Consider the following 19,100-nt stretch of genomic DNA (forward strand, 5'->3'; position numbering starts at 1 on the left):
CGCGTTATCCTTTCGTCCGCGATGCGGTTCGGGCGTCGAGTTCGGCGGCACGCGCCATGTAGTACCGGGCCACGACGATGGCGACGGCGAATTGCGCGACTGCGTAGAGCCACGCCACGGTGACACCGCTGAACACGACGCCGTCCAGCAGTGAGGTGAACCCGCCGAGGATCGGCAGGGGCAGGAACAGGGCGAGGACCAGGGCGCTGAGACGAAACGTCAGGGCGGCACGGGTATCTGCGAGCTCCTGCAGGTCGGAATCCTGCGGGAGCCCTTCTCGAGGTGGCGAGGTGTCCATGTCTATCTACCTCCAGCTGCGGTGGGAACGAGGGCGGGTGTCACGGTGATCGGATCGGACCATTCGTCGTAGAACAGCCAGTCGGGGGACTCGACCGGGACCGACAATCGGTGGAACTTGCGCTGGAAGTAGACGAGGCTGTCGCCCTGTTCGCGTGTGCGGACGCGATCGAGTTCGATGAACATCACCGAATGCGATCCCATTGTCTTGATGTCGGCGATCCGGCCCGCGAGCACCACATGGGCGGCGCGCAGGATCGGGACACCGTCGCCGGTGTCCTCCTCCCAGATGTCCCACTGGAAGCGGTCAGCCATCGCTACTTTCGTCGCGCCCGCGAAATGCATGGCCAGCTCTTCGTCGTCGCCGGCGAGCACGTTGATGCCAACCCGGCCATTTTCCCGGAATACGTTGTGCATCGCGCTGTTCTGATTCACGCACACGAGCGCCGTAGGAGGGGAGTCGGTCACCGAGCAGACCGCGGTGACGGTCATTCCGCAGCGCCCGGCGGGGCCGTCGGTCGTCACGACGTTGACCGCGGCGGGCAGATTCGCCATGGCGGTGCGGAAATTCAGTTGCATGGGTGTGAGTTCGGGCATTTTCAGCCTCCGTGAGTCGGAACGGGAAGTCGTGTCACCACGTGGCGCCGGCGATCCTGCAAAGAAGGATATGACGCGCTCGTGCGCTGGAACATTGGCGGCGACGCTACTTTCTCGCAGGAAGTCGCGTATCCGGGTAGGGGATTTCTTCAGTTGCCTATCGCTTCCGTTACGGTCGGTGTTGACTGGACGGGGAAGCAAGCCATCTGTGCGAGGCAGGATTCGATGGAGCAGCAAGAAACACGGGTTTACATCGTCGACGACGATCAGGAGTTGTGCGCGTCGCTTGCGTGGCTACTCGATTCGGTCAACATCACGTCGGAGTACTACTTCTCGGTGCAGTCGTTCCTCGAGGAGTACCGCCGCGACATCCCGGCCTGCCTCGTCCTGGACGTCCGGATGCCGGAAGTCGGGGGATTCCAGCTCCAGGAGACACTCCTCGCCGACGAATCCCCGATTCCGATCATCTTCGTGTCGGCGCACGGCGACATCAAGATGTCGGTGCGGGCACTGCAGCGGGGTGCGCTGACGTTCATCGAGAAGCCCTACGATCCGCAGCACATGCTCGACGTGATCCAGGATGCGCTCCGGGTCGCGCGGCAACGATTCGGCGAGCGTCGCAACCGAACGGAATTGCAGGGTCGGATAGACGCGCTGACGGTGCGGGAGCGGGAAATTCTCGCACTCGTGCTCGACGGGTTGCCGAGCAAGAACATCGCCAAAGAGCTGGGTATCAGCGTGAAGACGGTCGACGTGCATCGCACGCGTATCAAGGAAAAGACCGGAGCAGAAAGCATTGCGGTTCTCGTGCGCGACATTCTGCAGGCCGGACTTTCCGTGACCTGAAAGTGTTCAGGGAAGCTCGACGACGAGTCGCGCGGATTTCGCGCGCGACACACACGCGGCGATTCTGTCTCCCGCCTTTCTCTCACTCTTGGTGAGGCAATTGTCCCGGTGGTCGGGCTCGCCCTCGAGCACGTCCATGACGCACGTGCCGCAGATCCCTTCCCGGCACGAGGTGTCGATCTCGATGTCGTTCTCTTCGAGTACGTCGGCGATGGATTTTCCGGCCGGCACTTCGAACACCTCGCCCGTGTCGAGTTCCACCTCGAACGCCGTATCCGACTCGGTCGCGGCAGGCGTCGCCGCCTCGAAGTGTTCGAAGTGGACCGCGTCCTCGCCGACCGCAGGTTCGGCCAGCAGGCGCACCCGATCCATGAAACCTTCGGGGCCGCACGTGTAGACGTGGGTGGCGGCGGACGCGTCCGCCAGGATCTTCTCGAGCGCCGAGAACTGGTCGTCCCGCGTGAGACCGAAGTGCTGGTGCACGTCCTGCCGGAAATCCGCATTCTCCAGCAGGTCGACGAACGCGGCCTGCGCCCTCGTGCGCGCGAAATAGTGCAGGTCGAATCGCTGTCCTTGCCGATGCAACGCGAACGCCAGACTCAGCATCGGCGTCAGCCCGATCCCCGCTGCGACGAGGATGTGCCGATCGGCACCCTCGGCGAGCGTGAGCAGTGTCCGCGGCCCGCTGATCCGCAACTCGCTGCCAGTCGTCACGTGATCGTGCAGCGCGGCCGAGGCGCCGCGCGGACCGGTCTCGCGTTTGACGGCGACGACATACGATTCGGACTCGTGCGGCGGGCTGCACAGCGAGTACTGGGTGAGGACCTCGGTGGGTCCGAGGATGTCGATGTGGGCGCCCGCAGGGTACGGGTCGAACCGTGAACCGTCCGTCCGGACCAGCCGGAACGACTTGATGTCCGGCGTTTCCTCGACGATTTCCGCGACAGTGACAGTGAACATGCTCATGGTGATTCTTCCTCCGGTGCTGCGACCCGTCGCCCTCGAGCGGGGGTCAGCGCATGTACAGGCCGCCGTTGACGTCCCAGCAGGCTCCGGTCACCGACGCGGCGGCCGGGGACGCGAGGAGGGCGACCGTCTCGGCGATGAATTCGGGCGACCCCAGTGTGCCCACGGGAATGGTGGTGAGAATGGCCGCGAGTTTGTCCGCGGGCACTGTCTCGCGCACCACGGGCAGGTCCAGCGGTCCCGGCGACACCGCGTTGACGGTGACACCCGACGGTGCGAGTTCCCGGGCGAAGACCTTGGTCAGCGTTCCGACGCCGCCCTTCGCGGCCGCGTAGTGGGCCCCGGTTGCCGTGCCGCCGTTCTGGCCGGCGAGCGAGGCGATGTTGACGATGCGGCCGTAGCCGCGTTCGGCGAAGTGGCTTCCGAACACCTGGCAGCCGAGGAACGCGCCGTTGAGGTTGATCTCGACGATGTCCGAGAATTCCTCCGGCGCAATGTCCATCAACGAGCCGGTCTGGGAACGGCCGGCATTGTTGACGAGAACGTCCGCCCCACCCCAGACGTCGACGACCCGGTCGCACAGGGACTCGAAGTCGGACTTCTTCCGAACGTCGAGGACGGCGGCGACGGCGGTGTTCCCGGAGGAATCCAGCGCCACCGCAGTCTCTTTCGCGGCGGCCTCGTCGATGTCCGCGACCAGTACGCGATATCCGCGGTCGTGCAACAGGCGGGCGATGGCGGCGCCGAGTCCGCGTCCGGCGCCGGTGACTACTGCGACGTGATCCATGTCGAACTCCTATTTCTGGAGGGAAAGGTCAGAGGAGGTAGCCGGAGGCGTTGACCGCGCCCTGCGAGTTGACGAGCCGGATGACCTTCAGGTCCAGCCGTGGGCCGTCCTCGGTGTAGCGGATGCGGTGCGTGACGTCGGCCGCGAGGGTCTGCTGGTCGTCGCGTTTGAAGCCCACGAGGATCTGTGCGGACCTCAGCGTGATCGAGTCGTCGGTGCGGTCCTCGACGGTGAAGCGGGAGACGGTGCGGACGGTGCGGGCCGCGGCGAGCGCGGACATCGAGTAGCCGGAGGTCAGGCGTTCGATCCGCATGCGCCGCATCCGGGTGTCGTCGTTGACCATGTTCAGCGATCCGTCGAAGTCGTCGGTGTCGGGGTCGATGGGTATGACGTACCGGCCTTCGTCGGTCCAGAGTGCGTCCCAGGTCTGGTAGTCCTTGGCGTCGAGCAGGGCCGCTTCGTGCCAGACGAGTTCGATGGCCTGCAGTACCCGGGTGTCGGACAGTGCGATCGTCAGGAGGTCAGTGCTCATCGGTCATCATCCTCTTCCACATTGCGTAGGCTTCGCGCATTCCGGTTTCGTCGGTGACGTGCGAGGTGCGGTGCCCGTCGCTGTCGAGTGCTTCACGATTGAGACCGCGGTTCACCATGATCGGCATTCCGGGTGCGCCGCGGGAGCCGCGCTGAACCCGGTCCCAGGCCTCGGAGTCGTCTGGGCTGCCGAACCCGAACGGGCCTTGGAAATGTTCGTGGATGCGGAGACGTTCGCGGTTGACGATCTCGGGTCCGCCGTCCATGCCGAGGGCGATGTGCCGGATCTCGGTCTCGTCGACCGCGATCGGGCGCAGTACCCGGAAGAACGACATCGACATCGCGACGTTGGGGAAGATGTTGAGGTTGAACCCGGCGCCGTGCATGGAGCGGACGATGCGGCGGACCTGGTCGGCGGGCATCGTCTTCGACAGCTCTTCGACGATGTGGTCGAAGCGGGCCTGAATCTTCTCGGTGCCGTCGTCGTGGTCGAGGTCGACGTGCTCCGGGACCATGATGGCGACGCTGTGGCCGTTGCCGAGCGCGTGCGTGACGGCGTTGTCGTCGGTCATGAAGGAGAGCATGTCGGCGGTTTCGGCGTCGACGGACGACATCCAGGATCGGTGCACGATGGGGAAGTGGTAGCCGTCGGTGGTGTTCTCCAACTGGATCTTCCAGTTGCCGCGGAAGCGGAAGCAGTGCTCGCCCTGGGTCTTGATCGGGTAGCCGGCGCCCTGCTTCATGAACAGGTCGATCCACACTTTCGCGTCACCGAGGAAGTCGTCGAGGGGCTCGACGTCGGGGTTGAAGCTGGCGAAGATCATTCCCGCGTACGACTCCACTCGCAGGCTCTGCAGCGGGAGGTCCTTCTTGTCGAGGTCCTCGTCGTAGCCGTCGGGGTAGGGGATCCCGCGCAGCCGCCCGTCGAGGGCGTACGACCAGCTGTGATACGGGCACGTGAACCCGTTGGCCTTGCCCTTGGGGACCTCGCAGACGCTGGCCCCGCGGTGGCGGCACCGGTTGAGCAGAACGTTGAAGTTGCCCTTGCGGTCGCGGTTGACGATCACGGGCTGCCTGCCGATGGTCGCCATCTTGTAGCTTCCGGCCTCGGGAATCTCGCTCTCGTGGGCGACCCACACCCAGGTGCGGTAGAAGATTCGCTCGAGTTCGGCCTCGAACATGTCGGGGTCGGTGTACAGCGATCCGTCCACGCGGTCGTCGGTGGCGAGGTCCGCGAAGTTGGTTTCCGTGAAACCTACGTCTGTGGGATCCAGCGAAGTGGTCATCACATTCTCTTTCCATTCGATTCGAGCAGTCGCGGAGCCTCGTCGAGGCGGGTGGCGAACAGCTTCTCGGTCGTGAAGTGGCTGATCCGGGCGGTGCCGTCCCGGACTTCGCACTCGGCGGTGATGCGGGCGACGAGCAGTTCGGCCGATTCGTCCTCGTACCGCGACAGCTGTTGCATGACCCACCGCCCCTGCGCTGTGGGTCCGTCCACGTCGATCTGCTCGTTGCCGAGCAGGTGCGCATTTCCCCGGAAATGGGAGTTCGGTGGGAGGTACGCGGTGAGCATTCCGACGATCTCCCGGCGGCCCTGCCGCTTGCCGAATTTGTGCGTGTAGTCGCTGCCGACGCCTTCCCACACCGCCTCGGCGGTGAAGAGGGAGCCGAGTTCCTCGGCCGAGAACTGCACGGACGGAACGTCACACAGTTCCATGTAGCGGCACATCACCCGGTGAACGGCCTCGCGCCTCTCGATGCGCTCGGTCGCGCTCGCACGGTGCATGTCGCTCACACGCCGAGGTCGACGTCTTCGCGGACGGTGAGCGCGCGGCCGATGCGGGCTTCGATCTTCGCGTAACGCCACAGCGTGTACTCCCCGACCGTGGTGGTGCGGAAGAGGTTGCAGACGTCCTTGACGGTCTGCTGGGTGTCGACGTCGGCGAGGATGTAGCAGGTCCACGGCCAGCCGTCCGACGGTCCGACCATGTGGCTGTCGTCGTCGATGTCCCCGATCACCCGGACGCCGGGCGTCTCGGCCAGCGCGTCCATCATCCCGGAGAACGCCTTCCACACCAGGCCGCCCTGGCCGGTCGGGAGGTCGAAGAAGTTCTGGTTGATGCCGATGCAGAACAGCACTCTCAGTGGTGCGGTCATGGTTGTACTCCTGAAAGGTCGGTGGTCGGGGTGCGGACGATGCTCAGATGAAGCCGGGGAACGGCGGGATATCCATGAGCACCGCACCGGCGCTGTCGTAGATGCCGTCGCCGAGGAAGGCGTGCTGCGGCGGGACCAGGGCCTCGCGCATGTACCGCTGCATGGCGTTGCCGTCGTAGATGGCGCCGGTGCCCGACAACTGGAATGCGGTGTGCACGGCGGACGCTCCCGCCTTGGCGACGTGGGTCGAGGACAAGCGAAGAAGTGCCGCAAGCTTTTCCGAGACTGGATCGCCGGCGACCACCGTGGCGTACGCCTCGTCGGTGACCTCGTAGAAGAAGGCGCGCGCGGACCGCAGCGTCGCCTCCGCCTTGGCCAGGTCGATGCGGTAGTAGGCGCGGTCGGCGAGTTTGGGCGCTCCGGTGATCCCGGTGCGTCCCGCGCCGACCTTGATCGCGTAGTCGAGCGCCGCGCGTCCCACTCCGAGATTGACGACGGCCAGCACCTGGGCGGCGTACGCGATGGAGGGATAGCGGTAGAGGGGTTCGTCGACGGTGGGGGTTCCGCCCCGGATGAACGTCCAGTCCTCGGGCACGACGACGCCGTCGACCTTCAGTTCGTGGCTGCCGGTTCCCGAGAGACCGACCACGTCCCAGTTCTCGACGATCTCGACGTCCTTCGGCCACAGCAGGGCGGTGCGTGGCTTCCCCGCGGTGGAGTCGCCGCCGCGGATGCCCACACCGAGGATGTCGGCGCCCTTGCATCCGCTGGCGAACTTCCACTGCCCGGTGATCTTCAGGCCTCCCGGCACCTGTTCGACGGGCTGCACCGGAAACAGGCCGCCGGCGAAGACGAGGTCGGGGCTGTCCTTGTACAACTCGGCCTGCGTCGCGAGGGGCAGCGCCGCAAGGTAGACGAGGGCGGAGCCGAAACTCGCGACCCAGCCCGCCGACGCGTCCACCGCGGAGATTCGTTCGATCATCCGCAGAAACTCGCTCGGGGGCAGTGCGTCGCCGCCGAATCGGCGGGGGGTCGCCGCGCGGTAGATGCCGACCTGCTTGAACTCGTCGATCATGTCGCGAGGCACGAACTTCTGTGTGGCGAACTCTTCCCGCCGCAATGCGACGTGCTCGAGGACGTCCTCGAACGACAGCGTCCCGTTCGCGGCGGTGTCCGTCGTGTCGAGGGTCGGTGCGGTGGTGGTCATCAAATACTCCGATCGACGCGAAGTAGAAGGGGTGTGGCGTGTTTCGTGTCGAGTTTCACGCTATTGCGGTGGCGGGCATCACTCAATCGGTGCTTCCTCCCGCACACGTGCAGAGATGTCGCCTCGGAGTAAAGGATTTCCCTATCGTGTCCGCGGTCTGCACGCTCAGTAGACTCGACGTGAGCCCAAGGAGGCCGCATTGTCCGATCTCGCGCCGTCCGACTACGAACAACTCGTCGAGTCGCTCCGCTACTGCGTCCTGGTCCATGATGCGGCGACCAAGGACATCCTCTGGGCCAACAGGGCTGCGTCGGAACTACTCGAGTTCACGGTCGAGGAGCTCAAACCGCTCAAGGCCCCCGACATGAGTTCCCCGGCGAAGCGCTACCGCCGGTCGGTGGGACGGCGGTGGCTGCAGGAGGCCGTCGACAACGGGGCGGCGGTCACCGAATGGGCGTATCGCGCGAAGAGCGGGCGAGAGGTCCTGACGGAGGCGATCGCGATCCGGGTCGAGCTGTGCGCCCGGACCGTGGTGATGGTGCAGTTCCGCGACATCGAGCAGGAAACGTCGATGCGCCGCGACCTCACGCGCACCGAGGCCGATCTCAGCCGCACCGAGGCCCGCCTGGCCGCGTTCCTGCGGAACATGGCCGAGGGCATCCTGGTCCTCGACGACGACAGCCGCATCACGTATGCGAGCGAGGCGGCGTCGGAACTCCTGAAGGTCCCGGTGGCATCGCTTGTCGGCGAACGCTTCACGGAGTTCTGCCGGGCGGGGCAGTCACGGGAGAGCGTGCGCCGGGCCCTGGACCTGACCACCGCCGACGGGGGTTCCCAGAGCCTGCGCTACGAGGTGGAATTGACGTCCGAGGAGCGCCGGTGGCACGCGGGAAGCTGCCAGCACATCGCGATCGAGAATGATCTGAGCGGGCACCTGCTGCTCTTCCACGACGTCACCGAGCACGTCCGCACCGAACAGGAGCACGAACGGGACTCGCAGTACCTCAACTATCTGGCCCGCTACAACGCGATGGGCGACATGGCCATGGCCATCGCGCACGAGTTGGCCCAGCCGCTCGCAGCCGCCACCAACTTCATCGCCGGAACGCAGAGCCGCCTCGGTGACGGGCACAGCAGTCACGACGAGGTGAGCTGGGGCCTCGGGGAGGCGCGCAAGCAGATCGACAGGGCCAATCAGATAGTCCGGAGCTTGCGCGAATACGTGACACAACTCGAGGAGTCCCAGCAGATCGTCGACCTCAACGACATCGTGGACGAATGTGCGTATTTCGTCGACATCCGCGCGCGGCAGAAGGGAGTTCACGTCGAGTACCTCCGCGCGCACGACACGGTCGCCGTCGTGTGCGAACGTGTGCTCACCGGGCAGGTCATCCTGAACCTGTGTTTCAACGCCATCGACGAGATGGCGGAATGGCCGGCAGCCGACCGCATCGTGACGGTACGCACGGACGTCACCGAGACGGAGGGCGTCGTGAGCGTCGAGGACCACGGCAAGGGTCTCTCGCACGTCCCGGACGGCCGAATCTTCGACGGCGCGTTCACGTCGAAGTCCACGGGCCACGGAATCGGACTTGCGCTGAGCCACCGCATCATCACCCGCCAGGGCGGGACGATCACCGCACGCGAGAACGATCCGCACGGGGCGGTCTTCACGTTCACGCTGCCGGTCGACCCGAACCGCTGAGCGACCAACACTCACAGGGTAAAGGTTTCTTGGATTCCGTTGAGCACGATCCGGTTCTAGCGTTATGGGAAAACCACCGCGGCCCCGGAGGTACCTCGTGGACTATTCGCATCACCACCGCACATTCCTGACCTGTTACGCCGACACCCACCGCTACGGCTGGCATCACGTCGACCTGTTCGTGCACGACGAGCACGGCAACGAAGTAAACTGGGTGCACTGGCAGGTGAGGGAGGACGGACCGGACGGCGCCGACGTAGCCACCGCGCGCGTCGAGCCGAACCTGCGGCGGACCACCGATTGGCAACGCGGAATCAGCGCCGACGGAAGCGAGTACTGGATCGCGGAGGCGGCCTGGGCGCAGTGACGTGCCCGGACGCCGAACGGCCGGTTCACCCACAGCAGTGGTGAACCGGCCGTTCGGATGTAGCGGTGTCGGGCCTACGCGACACTCTCCGTGACGCGCTCGAACACGACCTTCCCACCCAGCACGGTCGTGACGACCTGCATCGCGGGTATGTCGTGCGGATCGATGGTCTCGAGGTCGCCGTCGAGGATGCACAGGTCGGCCACCTTGCCGACCTCGAGTGATCCCTTCCAGTCCTCGGCGAAATCCTGCCAGGCCGCATTGATCGTATAGGTCCGGACGGCGTCGGCGAGCCCGATGGTCTGGTCGGGTCCGCTCACCGCGCCACTGGCCTTGCTTTCCCGCAGGATCATCGTCGAGATGCCCTGGCGCCAATCGGGTGGTGTGACCGGTGCGTCGGAACTGCTCATCAGGTGCACCCCGGATTCGACGGCGCTGCGGTACGGCCACTCGTAGGCGGCGCGTTCGGTCCCGACCACCCCCACCTCGAGGTCGGCGATCGTCCACTTGATCGTCGGGTTCATGTTGACGCCGATATCGTTCTCGGCCAGTCGCTTCAGGGTGGCTTCGCTGATGAAGTCGCCGTGGATCAGGTAGTGCCGGGCATCGTCGCGGGGGTGCGCGATCTGTGCGGCGATGATCGCCTCGGCGACGGTGTCGATGGCACGGTCACCGGTGACGTGCACACCGATCTGGTAGCCGGCCTCGTGACCGATGCGGACCATTTCGGTCACCTCGTACACCTGCCGCTCGTCGGTGTCGCCGCCGACGCACAGGGAGCCGCAGCCGCCGCCGACATACTCCTCGTGCATCCACGCAGTCTTGCTCGGCGGGATGCCGTCGGCGAACACCTTCACCCCGAGAACCCGGAACATCCGCGGGTCCACCGTGTCCGGGACCTCGATGTCGGCGAGGTTCTTCCCGAAATCCTCGGCGGAACCGGACATTCCGGTGGGCAGGAGGAGCAGGTTGACGCGGGCGCCCAGTTCTCCGCGGCGGGCGAGGTCGGCGTACACCGACAGGCCCTCGGCGCCCATCGCACCGCCGGCGAGGGCTTCGCCGCCGGGGCCGATCGCGGGGTCGGTGAAGCTGGTGATCCCTTCGCTCTGCAGGATCGAGATCGCCGAGCGGAGTGCTTCCTCCCGGCGCTCCCGGGTGAGGGCCGGCAGAACCCGCTGCACGAGGGCCTGCGCTCCCTCCATGACGATGCCGGTCAGCAGGCCGTCCTCGCCGGTGGGCATGAGGCTGCCGGGCGGCAACGGGGTCGTCTCGTCCACCGCGGCGAGGGCGAGCGCCGCGCTGTTCACCCACGATGTGTGCCGGGAGAAGTCCTGCAGGAACACGGGATTGTCCGGGGACACCTCGTCGAGGTCCCAACGGGTCGGTGTCCGCCCGTCCTCGGTGAGGCATTCGTCGAGATAGCCGTCGTCCCAGCCCGTTCCAATGATCCAGGCGCCGTCCTCGGCTGCCGAGGCGGCCTCCCGCACGAGTTCGCGGACGTCGGCGATCGACCGGACGGCCGGGAACGACACGTCGAGCGACAGCGGCGGCGTGTCGAGTCCGTAGGCGATGGCGTGCAGGTGCGAATCGTTGATTCCTGGGAGGATCGTCCTCCCATCGAGATCCGTGACCACCGTGTCCGGTCCGATCAGGGTTTCGATCTCGGCGTCGGTGCCCACCGCGTGGACGAGTCCGTCGCGGACCGCGAGGGCGGTGGCGATCGTGAAGTCCTCGTCGACGGTGAAGACCTTGCCGCGGGTGTAGACGGCATCGGCGTAACTCATCGGTTCCTCCAGGGTGCTGTCGGTGGGAGGGCGGTCAGACGGCCATCGGGGCCATGCCCAGGATCATCAGTGCGGAACCCGCCGCCGCGGTCTTGACGCCGGAACGGCGCTCGCGGCGCGGGGTGGAGCGGAAGAGATACAGGGTCAGCAGTGCCCAGCACACGAGCACCACGAGGGGAAGCCAGCCGGTCGAGATTCCTGCGCCACCGTGATGGTGGCCGGAGGGTGCCGGCGCCGACGCCGCCGGAGCGGGAGCGGACATCGGCGCCAGGAGCAGCAGCACCCCCATCGCCGTGAGGTCGACCGCGCAGGGAACGGCGGTCCGGCGGTGCATGGTCTCGCCGGTGACGAACACGGCGAGGGCGATGAGGACGGCGCCCCCCAGCAGGTGAATTCCCGCCGGCACACCGGGGATCATCATCGCGATCATGGACAGCGCCATCGCACCGTGCGCAATCTGGACCCGGCAGTCCGTTCCGTGTGCCCGCCACATCGGGACGAGGGCCCCGACCGCTCCGATGAACATCGCCGCATGCACGGCAGGGATCTCGAACATCGTCGGACTCAGATCGTCGGGGTGAGTTCGCGGCTCTGTCCGACATATGCCCGGCTCTGCCGGGTGACCCGGGCGACGACCAGTCCGGCGACGAAGAACAGTGCGATCACGGCGAGCAGGATGTCCGCGAGCAGTTCCGACCCGCCGATCAGGGTGGTGAAGTTGTCGAGCACCAACCAGGTGACGGCCACCAGACCCACGCATCCGAGCACGGGGGCGATGCGGGTGTGCCAGAGTCGGGTGTCCAGCCGGGTGCGGGCGAAGAACGCGATGATCGCGACGCTGGTGAGCACCATCAGCACCAGGATGCTCACGGTGGCCAGACCCGCCATCCAGGTGAACAGTTGCAGCACCGGGTCCGCGCCGGCGAGTGCGAACACCCCGACGACCACCGTCGCGGAGATCGTCTGGGCGATCGAGCCGACGTGCGGGGAACCGTGCTTGGGGTGGGTGCGGGCCAGTGCCCGCGGGGCCGCACCCTTGCGGGCGAGGGCGAACACGTACCGGGAGATGGCGTTGTGGAACGCCAGCAGCGCGGCGAACAGACTCGTGACGAGCATGATCGCCATGACGTCGGCGGCGGGTCCGCCCAGGAACTGCGCGGCGGCGGCGAACGTCAGCCCGGCAGGGTCGGCGGCGGCCGCGTCGGACACGTTGTCGCTGCCGAACGCGAGCACCACGGCCCAGCTGGCCAGGGCGTACACCAGTCCGATGACGATGACGGCGGCGTACGTCGCGATCGGGATCGTGCGCCGGGGGTTGCGGGCCTCCTCGCCGTAGATCGCGGTGGCCTCGAATCCGATGAACGACGCGATCGCGAACATCAAAGCGACACCCGGTGATCCGCTGAAGAACGACGTCGGGGTGAACGACGCGAAGTCGATGCCCGCGGCTCCGCCCTTCACCAGGACGCCGAACGACAGCGCGAGGATGATGCCGATTTCGAGGACGAGGAGAACGCCGAGCACCTTGGCGCCCAGATCGATGCTGCGGTACCCGAGCACGGCCACCAGCGCGATGAGGACGAGCGCCCACATCCACCAGGGCAGGTCGGGTCCGCCGTACTGGACGACGAGGCCCTGAATGGTCGCGGCGGCCAGGCCGTAGACGGCGGCCTGGATGGCGGTGTAGGTCAGCAGAGCGAGACCGGCGGCCCCGAGTCCGCAGGATTCGCCGAGACCCTTGGCGACGTAGGCGTAGAACGCGCCGGTGTCGACCATGTGGCTGCTCATCGCCGCGTATCCGACGCTGAAGACGAGCAGGACCAGCGCGGCGATGAGGTAGGCGGTCGGGGCGCCCGCGCCGTTGCCGATCGCGATCATGACGGGCAGGGCGCCGCCGATCGCCGTGAGGGGAGCGGCGGCGGCGATGACGAGGAAGACGATCCCGACGACGCCGATGGATCCGCGCAGCTTGCCGGGTCCGGAACCCGTGGTGGTGTCAGACATGAGTGCCTCCGTCCGAGTGGCAGCTGCTGCTGCCTCCGGTCGAGCAGTGCTTCGACGTCGTGCGGGGCACATCGAGAGAGGGGTTGCGGTCGAAGAAACCGTTGGGCTTCAACGTGAATCCGGTGTAGTCGACGGGCATGATCGGCCAGTCCTCCGGGCGCGGGAAGTGGGTGAGGCCGAACGTGTGCCACACGACGAGGTCCTCGTTCTCCAGATCGCGGTCGCCGGCCACGAAGCTGGGCAGTCCTGCGCCGCCGGCGTGCTGGTTCACGAAATCGCCTGCCGCGTACCGTTCCTTCTCGTCGAACTGGGTGACCCACAGGTGCTTGGTGGCGAACGTCGCCCGCGCAGCGATCGAGGAGTCGTCGTCGGCCAGCAGGATCGGCTGCCCCTCCGGGTGCAGTGCGTACGCCACCGGCTTGCCCAGACGGTTCAGCTTGTTCGGGTTGCTGATGTGCCACACGCGTCCGACGCTGTTGTCCGCGAGGCGCTGAGCCTCGGATTCCTTCGTCAGCGGTGTGCGCTCGAGGGTGAACGCATTGCCGTGCAGGTTCCCGGGGCCCATCTTCACCCGCTTGGTCTGCACTTCCTCGACGGAGTTGCGGTCGCCGTCGATCATCATGTCGAGGCGGGCGCTGAACAGGTGCTGGTGGTACGGGGCGCCGAGACCGGGGGCGATCTCGGAGGCGTACGGGTAGTCGCCGCCCGGGTGTCCCGACGTGAAGACGACGCCGGTGGCCTTGACCTCGAACTCGATGGTGCCGTCGAGGTAGAGGTACCAGAAGAAGCCGTAGTCGTAGTTGCCGATCGTGGTGAAGAAGGAGACGACCAGGCGGCGCTGGCGGCGCGTCTCGGCCGAGCCGGCCCACAGGTCGGTGTGCTTCCACAGCACGCCGAAGTCTTCCTCGTGCATGCACACCGCGTTCTTCAGCGTCTTGGGGCTGCCGAACTCGTCGGCGATGACGGCGTCGAAGTAGGTGATGTCGCCGACGCAGTCGCAGCCGAGTTCGAGGGCGTTCGCGTAGCGACCGACCATGTACTCGCCGGTGTCGAAGTAGTTCTGCCACGACCGGACCGGCGAGGGGTCGCCGTAGGGCACGACCATCTCGGCGATGGACGCGCGGTGGATGATCGGGCGAACCCGGTCGCCGTCGGCGAATCCGAGCTGATGGAGGACAAGTCCCTCGCGGGCGTCGAAGCCGACGCGGAACGACCACTTCTCCCAGTCGACGCGGTTGCCGTCGACGACGAAGCTGGGGCCCTCGGGCTGGGTGATCTCGATCGGCTTCTGGGTGGTGCGCAGCGGGCCGGTGACGGCGAGGTCGTCGAAGTTGCCCGACTCCTCGGGGATCGGGACGGCGCCGAGGTCGAGGACGTCGGTGACGGTCCGGTTCATGACGTCGACGAAGCCGACGAGCCCGTCGATCGGGTGAGCCCAGGCGTGGTCCTTCGGGTGGTCCTGGCGGAACGCGAGCCCGCGGAGGATCCGCTTGCCGGTCTCGCCGGGGTAGTCGAAGACGCCGGCCGAGAGGGGAGCGACCCGGACGTCGGCGACGTCGAGTCCGCGCGTGGCAAGTGCGGCGAGCCAGCGTTCGTCGGCGGACAATACCTGCTCGACGAGTTCGAATTCCTCGTCCAGGACCGGCATCTGACCGTCCCGGGTGGCGTCGAGGGTGACCGAGCTGATCACCGACCGCCGGGTCACGGACACCACGACGTCCACGGCGTTCGGGGACGAGATGTCGTGCAGCAGAACGCGGAATCGGCGATCGGTCTCGTTGGTCTCGGCCGGGTACAGGGTCGACTTGTCCGGTTCCTCGAGGCCGACGTAGACGAATCTCGTCTGCTCGGTCAGCGCGTCGGCGGCCTCGAGGATCTCGCGGAGGGATGCGATCTCTTCGACGGTCGGCAGCGACAGCGGGTGGTCGATACGCGCAGGGGAAAGGGTGGGCATGTCGCGATCCTTTGGTTCTACGGGTGTTGAATAAAAAGCTTAGTGACGTACGTTACAGCCGAGGTGCCCTCGTGTAAACAGTGAGTTTCCGACCCGGACATACTGGGCGTCCGGTCAAAGGTGCGCTAACGGATTCCGCAGCAACGGAATTGGACGAGCGTACGAAAATTCAGAGAGTGGTGACGAACCGCTCGAGCATCTCCAGCTGACGCTCCGACGACGTCTCGCCCGGCGTGAGGACACCCAGAATCTGCATGCCCATCATCATGTTGAGCAGTTGCTCGACCACGATGGTGACGTCGATGTCGCCGACGGTGCCCTCGTCGCGGGCCTGCTCGAGGAAGATCGCCATCTGCTCGCGCCAGCGGTCCATCGTCCGCCGGTTGGTCGCGGCCATCTGCTCGTCGTACATGGCCCGCGGCCACAGGGAGGCGGCGATCCGGGCCTCGAGGAGTTTCTCCTCGTTGATCGGCATCACCTCGCGGCACAGGATGCGCAGGGCGTCGAGGCCGGTCGCGTCGCCGAGCGCCTCGGTGATCCGGCGATCGGTGGCCTCGGAGATGTGCTCGTACGACGTCCGGAGGATCTCGTCCTTGCCGGCGAAGTAGTGGCTCAGGGCGCCGTTGGTGTACCCGGCCTCGGTGGCGATGTCGCGCATGTTCGCGGCCTCGATACCGCGGGCGGCGATCAGCCGCCAGGCGGCGGCGGTGATGCTTCGCCGACGTTCGTCGTGATCCACGAGCTTAGGCACGACGTGTACCTGCTCCACCAGCGATCATGCGACCACGGTATCAATGAGCTCCGCCGAGATTGAGCACGACCACTCCGGAGACGACGAGACCCAGTCCGAAGATCTTCGTCGCGGTCAGCGGTTCACCGAGGAATGCGGCCCCGATCGCGACGATCGCCGCCGTCCCGAGCCCCGACCACATGGCGTAGGCGATCCCGACCGGCACCGTCTTGACCGCCTGCGACAGGAACAGGAACGCGACGACGTACCCGGCCAGGCACCCGACCGTCGGCCACAGCCGGGTGAAACCCTCGGTGGACTTCAGCAGGCTCGTGCCGAACACCTCGGCGGCGATCGCGGCGAGCAGGAACACGTACGGCATGGGGACAGGGAACCATGCCGGGAGCGGTGAGGCGTGCAGCGCCCCACCGCTCCCGACGGTGCCGTCTACGAGTACATGATGACGCCGCGGACGTTCTCGGCCTTTCGCATGGCCTCGTAGCCGTCGTTGATCTGGTCGAGTGTGTATGTCCTCGTGATCATCTCGTCGAGCTTCAGCTGACCCTCCATGTACAGGCGGAGCAGATGAGGGATGTCGAACCGGATGTTCGCGTTGCCGAACCACGCCCCCTTGAGTGTCTTGCGCATCGCCGTCAGATCGAACAGGTTCAGATCGACGTCGTTCTGCGTGACGTCGCCGACCGACACATGGACGCACGTGCCGCCCTTCGCCACCAGGCTCATCGCCGGAGCGATGATGCGGCCACTCGCATTCGCGACGGTGATGAGCACCTTGTCGGCCAACTGGCCCCAAGTCAGGTCCTGGAGGAGGGGGAGTGCCTCGTCGATGCTCGCCGCGGTGTGGGTCGCGCCGAAGATCTTGGCCTGCTCCCGCTTGAACTCCGAGGGGTCGACGACCACGACGTGCCGGGCACCGGCGAGCGCCGCGCCCTGAACCGCCCCGCACCCGACGCCGCCCATGCCGATCACCACGACGGTCTCACCGGCCTGGACGCCGGCGGCGTACACCGACGACCCCCAGCCGGTCGTGACGCCGCAGCCGACCAGCGCCGCCTTGTCGAGCGGGATGTCCTTCGTGATCTTGACGCACGAGGCCTCGTTGACCACCGTGTACGGCGAGAACGTCCCGATCAGGCACTGGATGGCAGCGTCCTTGCCGCGAACGTGGTGCCGCGCCGTGCCGTCCGAGATCTGCCATCCTTCGAGCAGGTGAGCACCCAGGTCGCAGATGCTGGACTGTCCGGTCGCGCACTGCCGGCACCGCCCGCACGCGGGGATGAATCCGAGTGCGACGTGATCGCCCTTCTCGACGCTGGTGACCCCCGGCCCGACCTCGAGCACGACACCGGCGCCCTCGTGCCCACCGATGAACGGGTAGTACTCGAGCGGCAGGCTGCCGTCCCGGACGTGTTCGTCCGAATGGCACATCCCCGACGCCGCCAACTGCAGCAGCACCTCCCCGTGCTTCGGCGGGTCGAGTTCCAGTTCTTCGATCTGCCACGGCTGACCGGGCTCCCACAACACAGCGGCCTGGGTCTTCATGTTTCCTGCTCCTGTCCGACGACGTCGATGGTGTACGGGATCAGAGAATGATGGTGACGACCTTCTCCTCGGTGTTGGCTTCGATTCCGGCCCAGCCGAGTTCGCGTCCGGTGCCACTGGTCTTCATGCCGCCCCAGGGCAGGGCGGGATCGATGGGTGCCCAGCCGTTCACCGCCACCGCTCCGGCCCGGACCTTGCCGGCGAGGGTGTGGGCGTGGGAGACGTCGCGCGTCCAGATCGAGGCGGCGAGCCCGTAGTCGGTGGCGTTGGCGATCGCGATCGCCTCGTCGGTGGTGTCGAACGCGATGACGGTGCCGACGGGTCCGAAGATCTCCTCCCGCGCGATCTTCATGTCGTTGTTCGCGTCCGCGAAGATGGTCGGCTGGACGAAGAACCCGTCCCCGTCCGGGCGGCCACCGCCGGCGGCGACGCGGGCGCCCTCGCTGCGTCCGGCCGCGATGTAGTCGAGGACGGTGTCGCGCTGCTTCGCGTTGACCAGGGCGCCCATCGTGGTGGCCGGGTCGAACGGGTCGCCGAGGACCTGGGCGGACGCGGCGGCGGCGAGACCGTCGACGACCTGCGAGTACAGCGACCGGTGCACCAGGATGCGGGTGCCCGCGGCGCAGACCTCGCCCTGGTTGAAGAACAGTCCCATCGCGGTGCCGTTGATGGCGGCCTCGAGGTCGGCGTCCGGGAGGATGATCTGCGGGGACTTGCCGCCCAGTTCGAGGGTGGTGCGCTTGAACGTGTCGGCGGCGCGCTTGGCGATGATCCGGCCGACGCGGGGGCTGCCGGTGAAGCTGATCTTGTCGACGCCGGGGTGGGCGGCGAGCGCGTCGCCGGCGATCTCGCCGAGGCCGGGCACGACGTTGACGGTGCCCGCGGGCAGTCCGGCCTCCTCGAGCAGCGTCGCGAGGTGCAGGATCGACAGCGGTGCGTCCTCCGGCGGCTTCACCACCAGGGTGTTCCCGGCGGCCAGCGCCGGGGCGATCTTCCACGCCGAGATCATCAGCGGGGTGTTCCACGGGACGATCGCGCCGATCACGCCGACCGGTTCACGGACGGTGTACGAGTGGGTGGGCTGACCGAAGTAGCCGGCGGTCGGGATGGACTGGCCGGTGATCTTGTCGGCCCAGCCGGCGAAGTGCCGGAACGTGCCCGCGGCCATCGGGATGTCGAGCATGGTGGGCTGGCCGACGGGCTTGCCGACGTCGAGGGCCTCGAGCCGGGCGAGGATCTCGCCGTCGCGCTCGATGAGATCGGCGACCTTGTTCAGGATCCGTCCGCGGGCGGCGCCGGGCAGTGATCCCCATTCACCGTTCAGCTGGGTGCGGGCGGCCCGGACGGCGTCGTCGATGTCCTGCCCGGTTCCGGCGGACACGTCGACGAGGGGGCGTCCGGTGGCCGGGTTCAGGTCCGTGAACGTTCCGCCGTCCGAGGCCGGACGCCACTGCCCGCCGATGAACAGCTGCGTGGCGGTTCCATCAGGAAGCCCTGTGGCACTGACGTTCTCGTGTACTGCGGTCATGGCGTCAACTCTCCCGGTGGTGTTGTGATGGCTGTCACAAGCATGCGGGCGAGGGGGTGGCGTCGTCTTGCACGCAC

Annotated in this window: 20 protein-coding genes; 3 read left to right on the forward strand and 17 right to left on the reverse strand. The window is 66.7% G+C overall.

The features are described 5' to 3' along the window. Positions 1-4: 4 nt before the first annotated feature. Together CJ179_RS14855 and CJ179_RS14860 are read right to left on the reverse strand one after the other, a co-directional pair. Complete coding sequence (locus CJ179_RS14855) at positions 5-298, reverse strand: DUF485 domain-containing protein (protein WP_072936997.1); 294 nt, start codon at positions 296-298, stop codon at positions 5-7. Between the two features lie 2 nt (positions 299-300). Then, positions 301-894 (reverse strand): flavin reductase, encoded by a 594-nt coding sequence (locus CJ179_RS14860; RefSeq protein ID WP_072936998.1) that lies wholly within the window; start codon positions 892-894, stop codon positions 301-303. Positions 895-1,119: 225 nt separating this feature from the next. Here CJ179_RS14860 and CJ179_RS14865 point away from each other — a divergent pair, with 225 nt between their 5' ends. Then, positions 1,120-1,740, forward strand: a complete 621-nt coding sequence (locus tag CJ179_RS14865; RefSeq protein WP_072936999.1) for a response regulator transcription factor — start codon at positions 1,120-1,122, stop codon at positions 1,738-1,740. Positions 1,741-1,746: 6 nt separating this feature from the next. On the opposite strand, the gene CJ179_RS14870 is transcribed toward CJ179_RS14865, so the two are convergent. From CJ179_RS14870 to CJ179_RS14900, 7 genes are read right to left on the reverse strand one after another with little or no spacing between them, the layout of a single operon-like run. Further along, complete coding sequence (locus tag CJ179_RS14870; RefSeq protein WP_095862077.1) at positions 1,747-2,706, reverse strand: PDR/VanB family oxidoreductase; 960 nt, start codon at positions 2,704-2,706, stop codon at positions 1,747-1,749. Between the two features lie 46 nt (positions 2,707-2,752). Then, positions 2,753-3,493, reverse strand: coding sequence for an SDR family NAD(P)-dependent oxidoreductase (locus CJ179_RS14875; protein WP_072937001.1), 741 nt, complete (start codon positions 3,491-3,493; stop codon positions 2,753-2,755). Between the two features lie 28 nt (positions 3,494-3,521). Then, positions 3,522-4,025: an aromatic-ring-hydroxylating dioxygenase subunit beta gene (locus tag CJ179_RS14880; protein ID WP_095862078.1), complete on the reverse strand. Its 504-nt coding sequence runs from the start codon at positions 4,023-4,025 to the stop codon at positions 3,522-3,524. Continuing rightward, a complete protein-coding gene (locus CJ179_RS14885; RefSeq protein ID WP_095862079.1) occupies positions 4,015-5,310 on the reverse strand; it encodes a Rieske 2Fe-2S domain-containing protein in 1,296 nt (431 codons plus the stop codon). The genes CJ179_RS14880 and CJ179_RS14885 overlap by 11 nt, the downstream gene beginning before the upstream one ends. Further along, positions 5,310-5,810: a nuclear transport factor 2 family protein gene (locus tag CJ179_RS14890; RefSeq protein ID WP_095862694.1), complete on the reverse strand. Its 501-nt coding sequence runs from the start codon at positions 5,808-5,810 to the stop codon at positions 5,310-5,312. The genes CJ179_RS14885 and CJ179_RS14890 overlap by 1 nt, the downstream gene beginning before the upstream one ends. A gap of 5 nt (positions 5,811-5,815) precedes the next feature. Next, positions 5,816-6,181: a hypothetical protein gene (locus CJ179_RS14895; protein ID WP_072937004.1), complete on the reverse strand. Its 366-nt coding sequence runs from the start codon at positions 6,179-6,181 to the stop codon at positions 5,816-5,818. A 43-nt stretch (positions 6,182-6,224) separates the two neighbouring features. Continuing rightward, positions 6,225-7,388 carry an acyl-CoA dehydrogenase family protein gene (locus CJ179_RS14900; protein WP_095862080.1) on the reverse strand — a complete coding sequence of 388 codons (1,164 nt, stop codon included), beginning with the start codon at positions 7,386-7,388 and terminating at the stop codon, positions 6,225-6,227. Between the two features lie 199 nt (positions 7,389-7,587). On the opposite strand from CJ179_RS14900, the gene CJ179_RS14905 reads away from it, so the two are divergent. Next, the gene (locus tag CJ179_RS14905; protein ID WP_095862081.1) at positions 7,588-9,093 is read left to right on the forward strand and encodes a PAS domain-containing sensor histidine kinase; all 1,506 of its coding nucleotides are present in this window, start codon (positions 7,588-7,590) and stop codon (positions 9,091-9,093) included. A 97-nt stretch (positions 9,094-9,190) separates the two neighbouring features. Beyond that, complete coding sequence (locus CJ179_RS14910; RefSeq protein WP_083395744.1) at positions 9,191-9,460, forward strand: hypothetical protein; 270 nt, start codon at positions 9,191-9,193, stop codon at positions 9,458-9,460. A gap of 74 nt (positions 9,461-9,534) precedes the next feature. On the opposite strand, the gene CJ179_RS14915 is transcribed toward CJ179_RS14910, so the two are convergent. The 8 genes from CJ179_RS14915 to styD form a co-directional block, all read right to left on the reverse strand. Then, the gene (locus tag CJ179_RS14915) at positions 9,535-11,244 is read right to left on the reverse strand and encodes an amidohydrolase (protein WP_095862082.1); all 1,710 of its coding nucleotides are present in this window, start codon (positions 11,242-11,244) and stop codon (positions 9,535-9,537) included. A 34-nt stretch (positions 11,245-11,278) separates the two neighbouring features. Next, entirely contained in the window at positions 11,279-11,800 is a 522-nt protein-coding gene (locus CJ179_RS14920) for a DUF5134 domain-containing protein (RefSeq protein ID WP_095862083.1), read from the reverse strand. A gap of 8 nt (positions 11,801-11,808) precedes the next feature. Continuing rightward, positions 11,809-13,248 carry an APC family permease gene (locus tag CJ179_RS14925; protein WP_095862084.1) on the reverse strand — a complete coding sequence of 480 codons (1,440 nt, stop codon included), beginning with the start codon at positions 13,246-13,248 and terminating at the stop codon, positions 11,809-11,811. Then, entirely contained in the window at positions 13,241-15,202 is a 1,962-nt protein-coding gene (locus tag CJ179_RS14930) for a primary-amine oxidase (protein ID WP_095862085.1), read from the reverse strand. Before CJ179_RS14930 ends, CJ179_RS14925 begins: the two co-directional genes overlap by 8 nt. A gap of 169 nt (positions 15,203-15,371) precedes the next feature. Beyond that, on the reverse strand, positions 15,372-15,941 hold the full coding sequence (locus CJ179_RS14935; RefSeq protein ID WP_095862695.1) for a TetR/AcrR family transcriptional regulator: 570 nt from the start codon (positions 15,939-15,941) through the stop codon (positions 15,372-15,374). A 52-nt stretch (positions 15,942-15,993) separates the two neighbouring features. Beyond that, entirely contained in the window at positions 15,994-16,314 is a 321-nt protein-coding gene (locus CJ179_RS14940) for a multidrug efflux SMR transporter (protein ID WP_072937012.1), read from the reverse strand. A gap of 65 nt (positions 16,315-16,379) precedes the next feature. Beyond that, on the reverse strand, positions 16,380-17,495 hold the full coding sequence (locus tag CJ179_RS14945; protein WP_009475608.1) for an NDMA-dependent alcohol dehydrogenase: 1,116 nt from the start codon (positions 17,493-17,495) through the stop codon (positions 16,380-16,382). A 40-nt stretch (positions 17,496-17,535) separates the two neighbouring features. After that, positions 17,536-19,023: a phenylacetaldehyde dehydrogenase StyD gene (gene styD / locus CJ179_RS14950; RefSeq protein ID WP_072937013.1), complete on the reverse strand. Its 1,488-nt coding sequence runs from the start codon at positions 19,021-19,023 to the stop codon at positions 17,536-17,538. Positions 19,024-19,100 lie beyond the last annotated feature (77 nt).

The sequence above is a fragment of the Rhodococcus sp. ACS1 genome (assembly GCF_002300155.1).
In the GTDB taxonomy this organism is placed as follows: domain Bacteria; phylum Actinomycetota; class Actinomycetes; order Mycobacteriales; family Mycobacteriaceae; genus Rhodococcus_F; species Rhodococcus_F koreensis.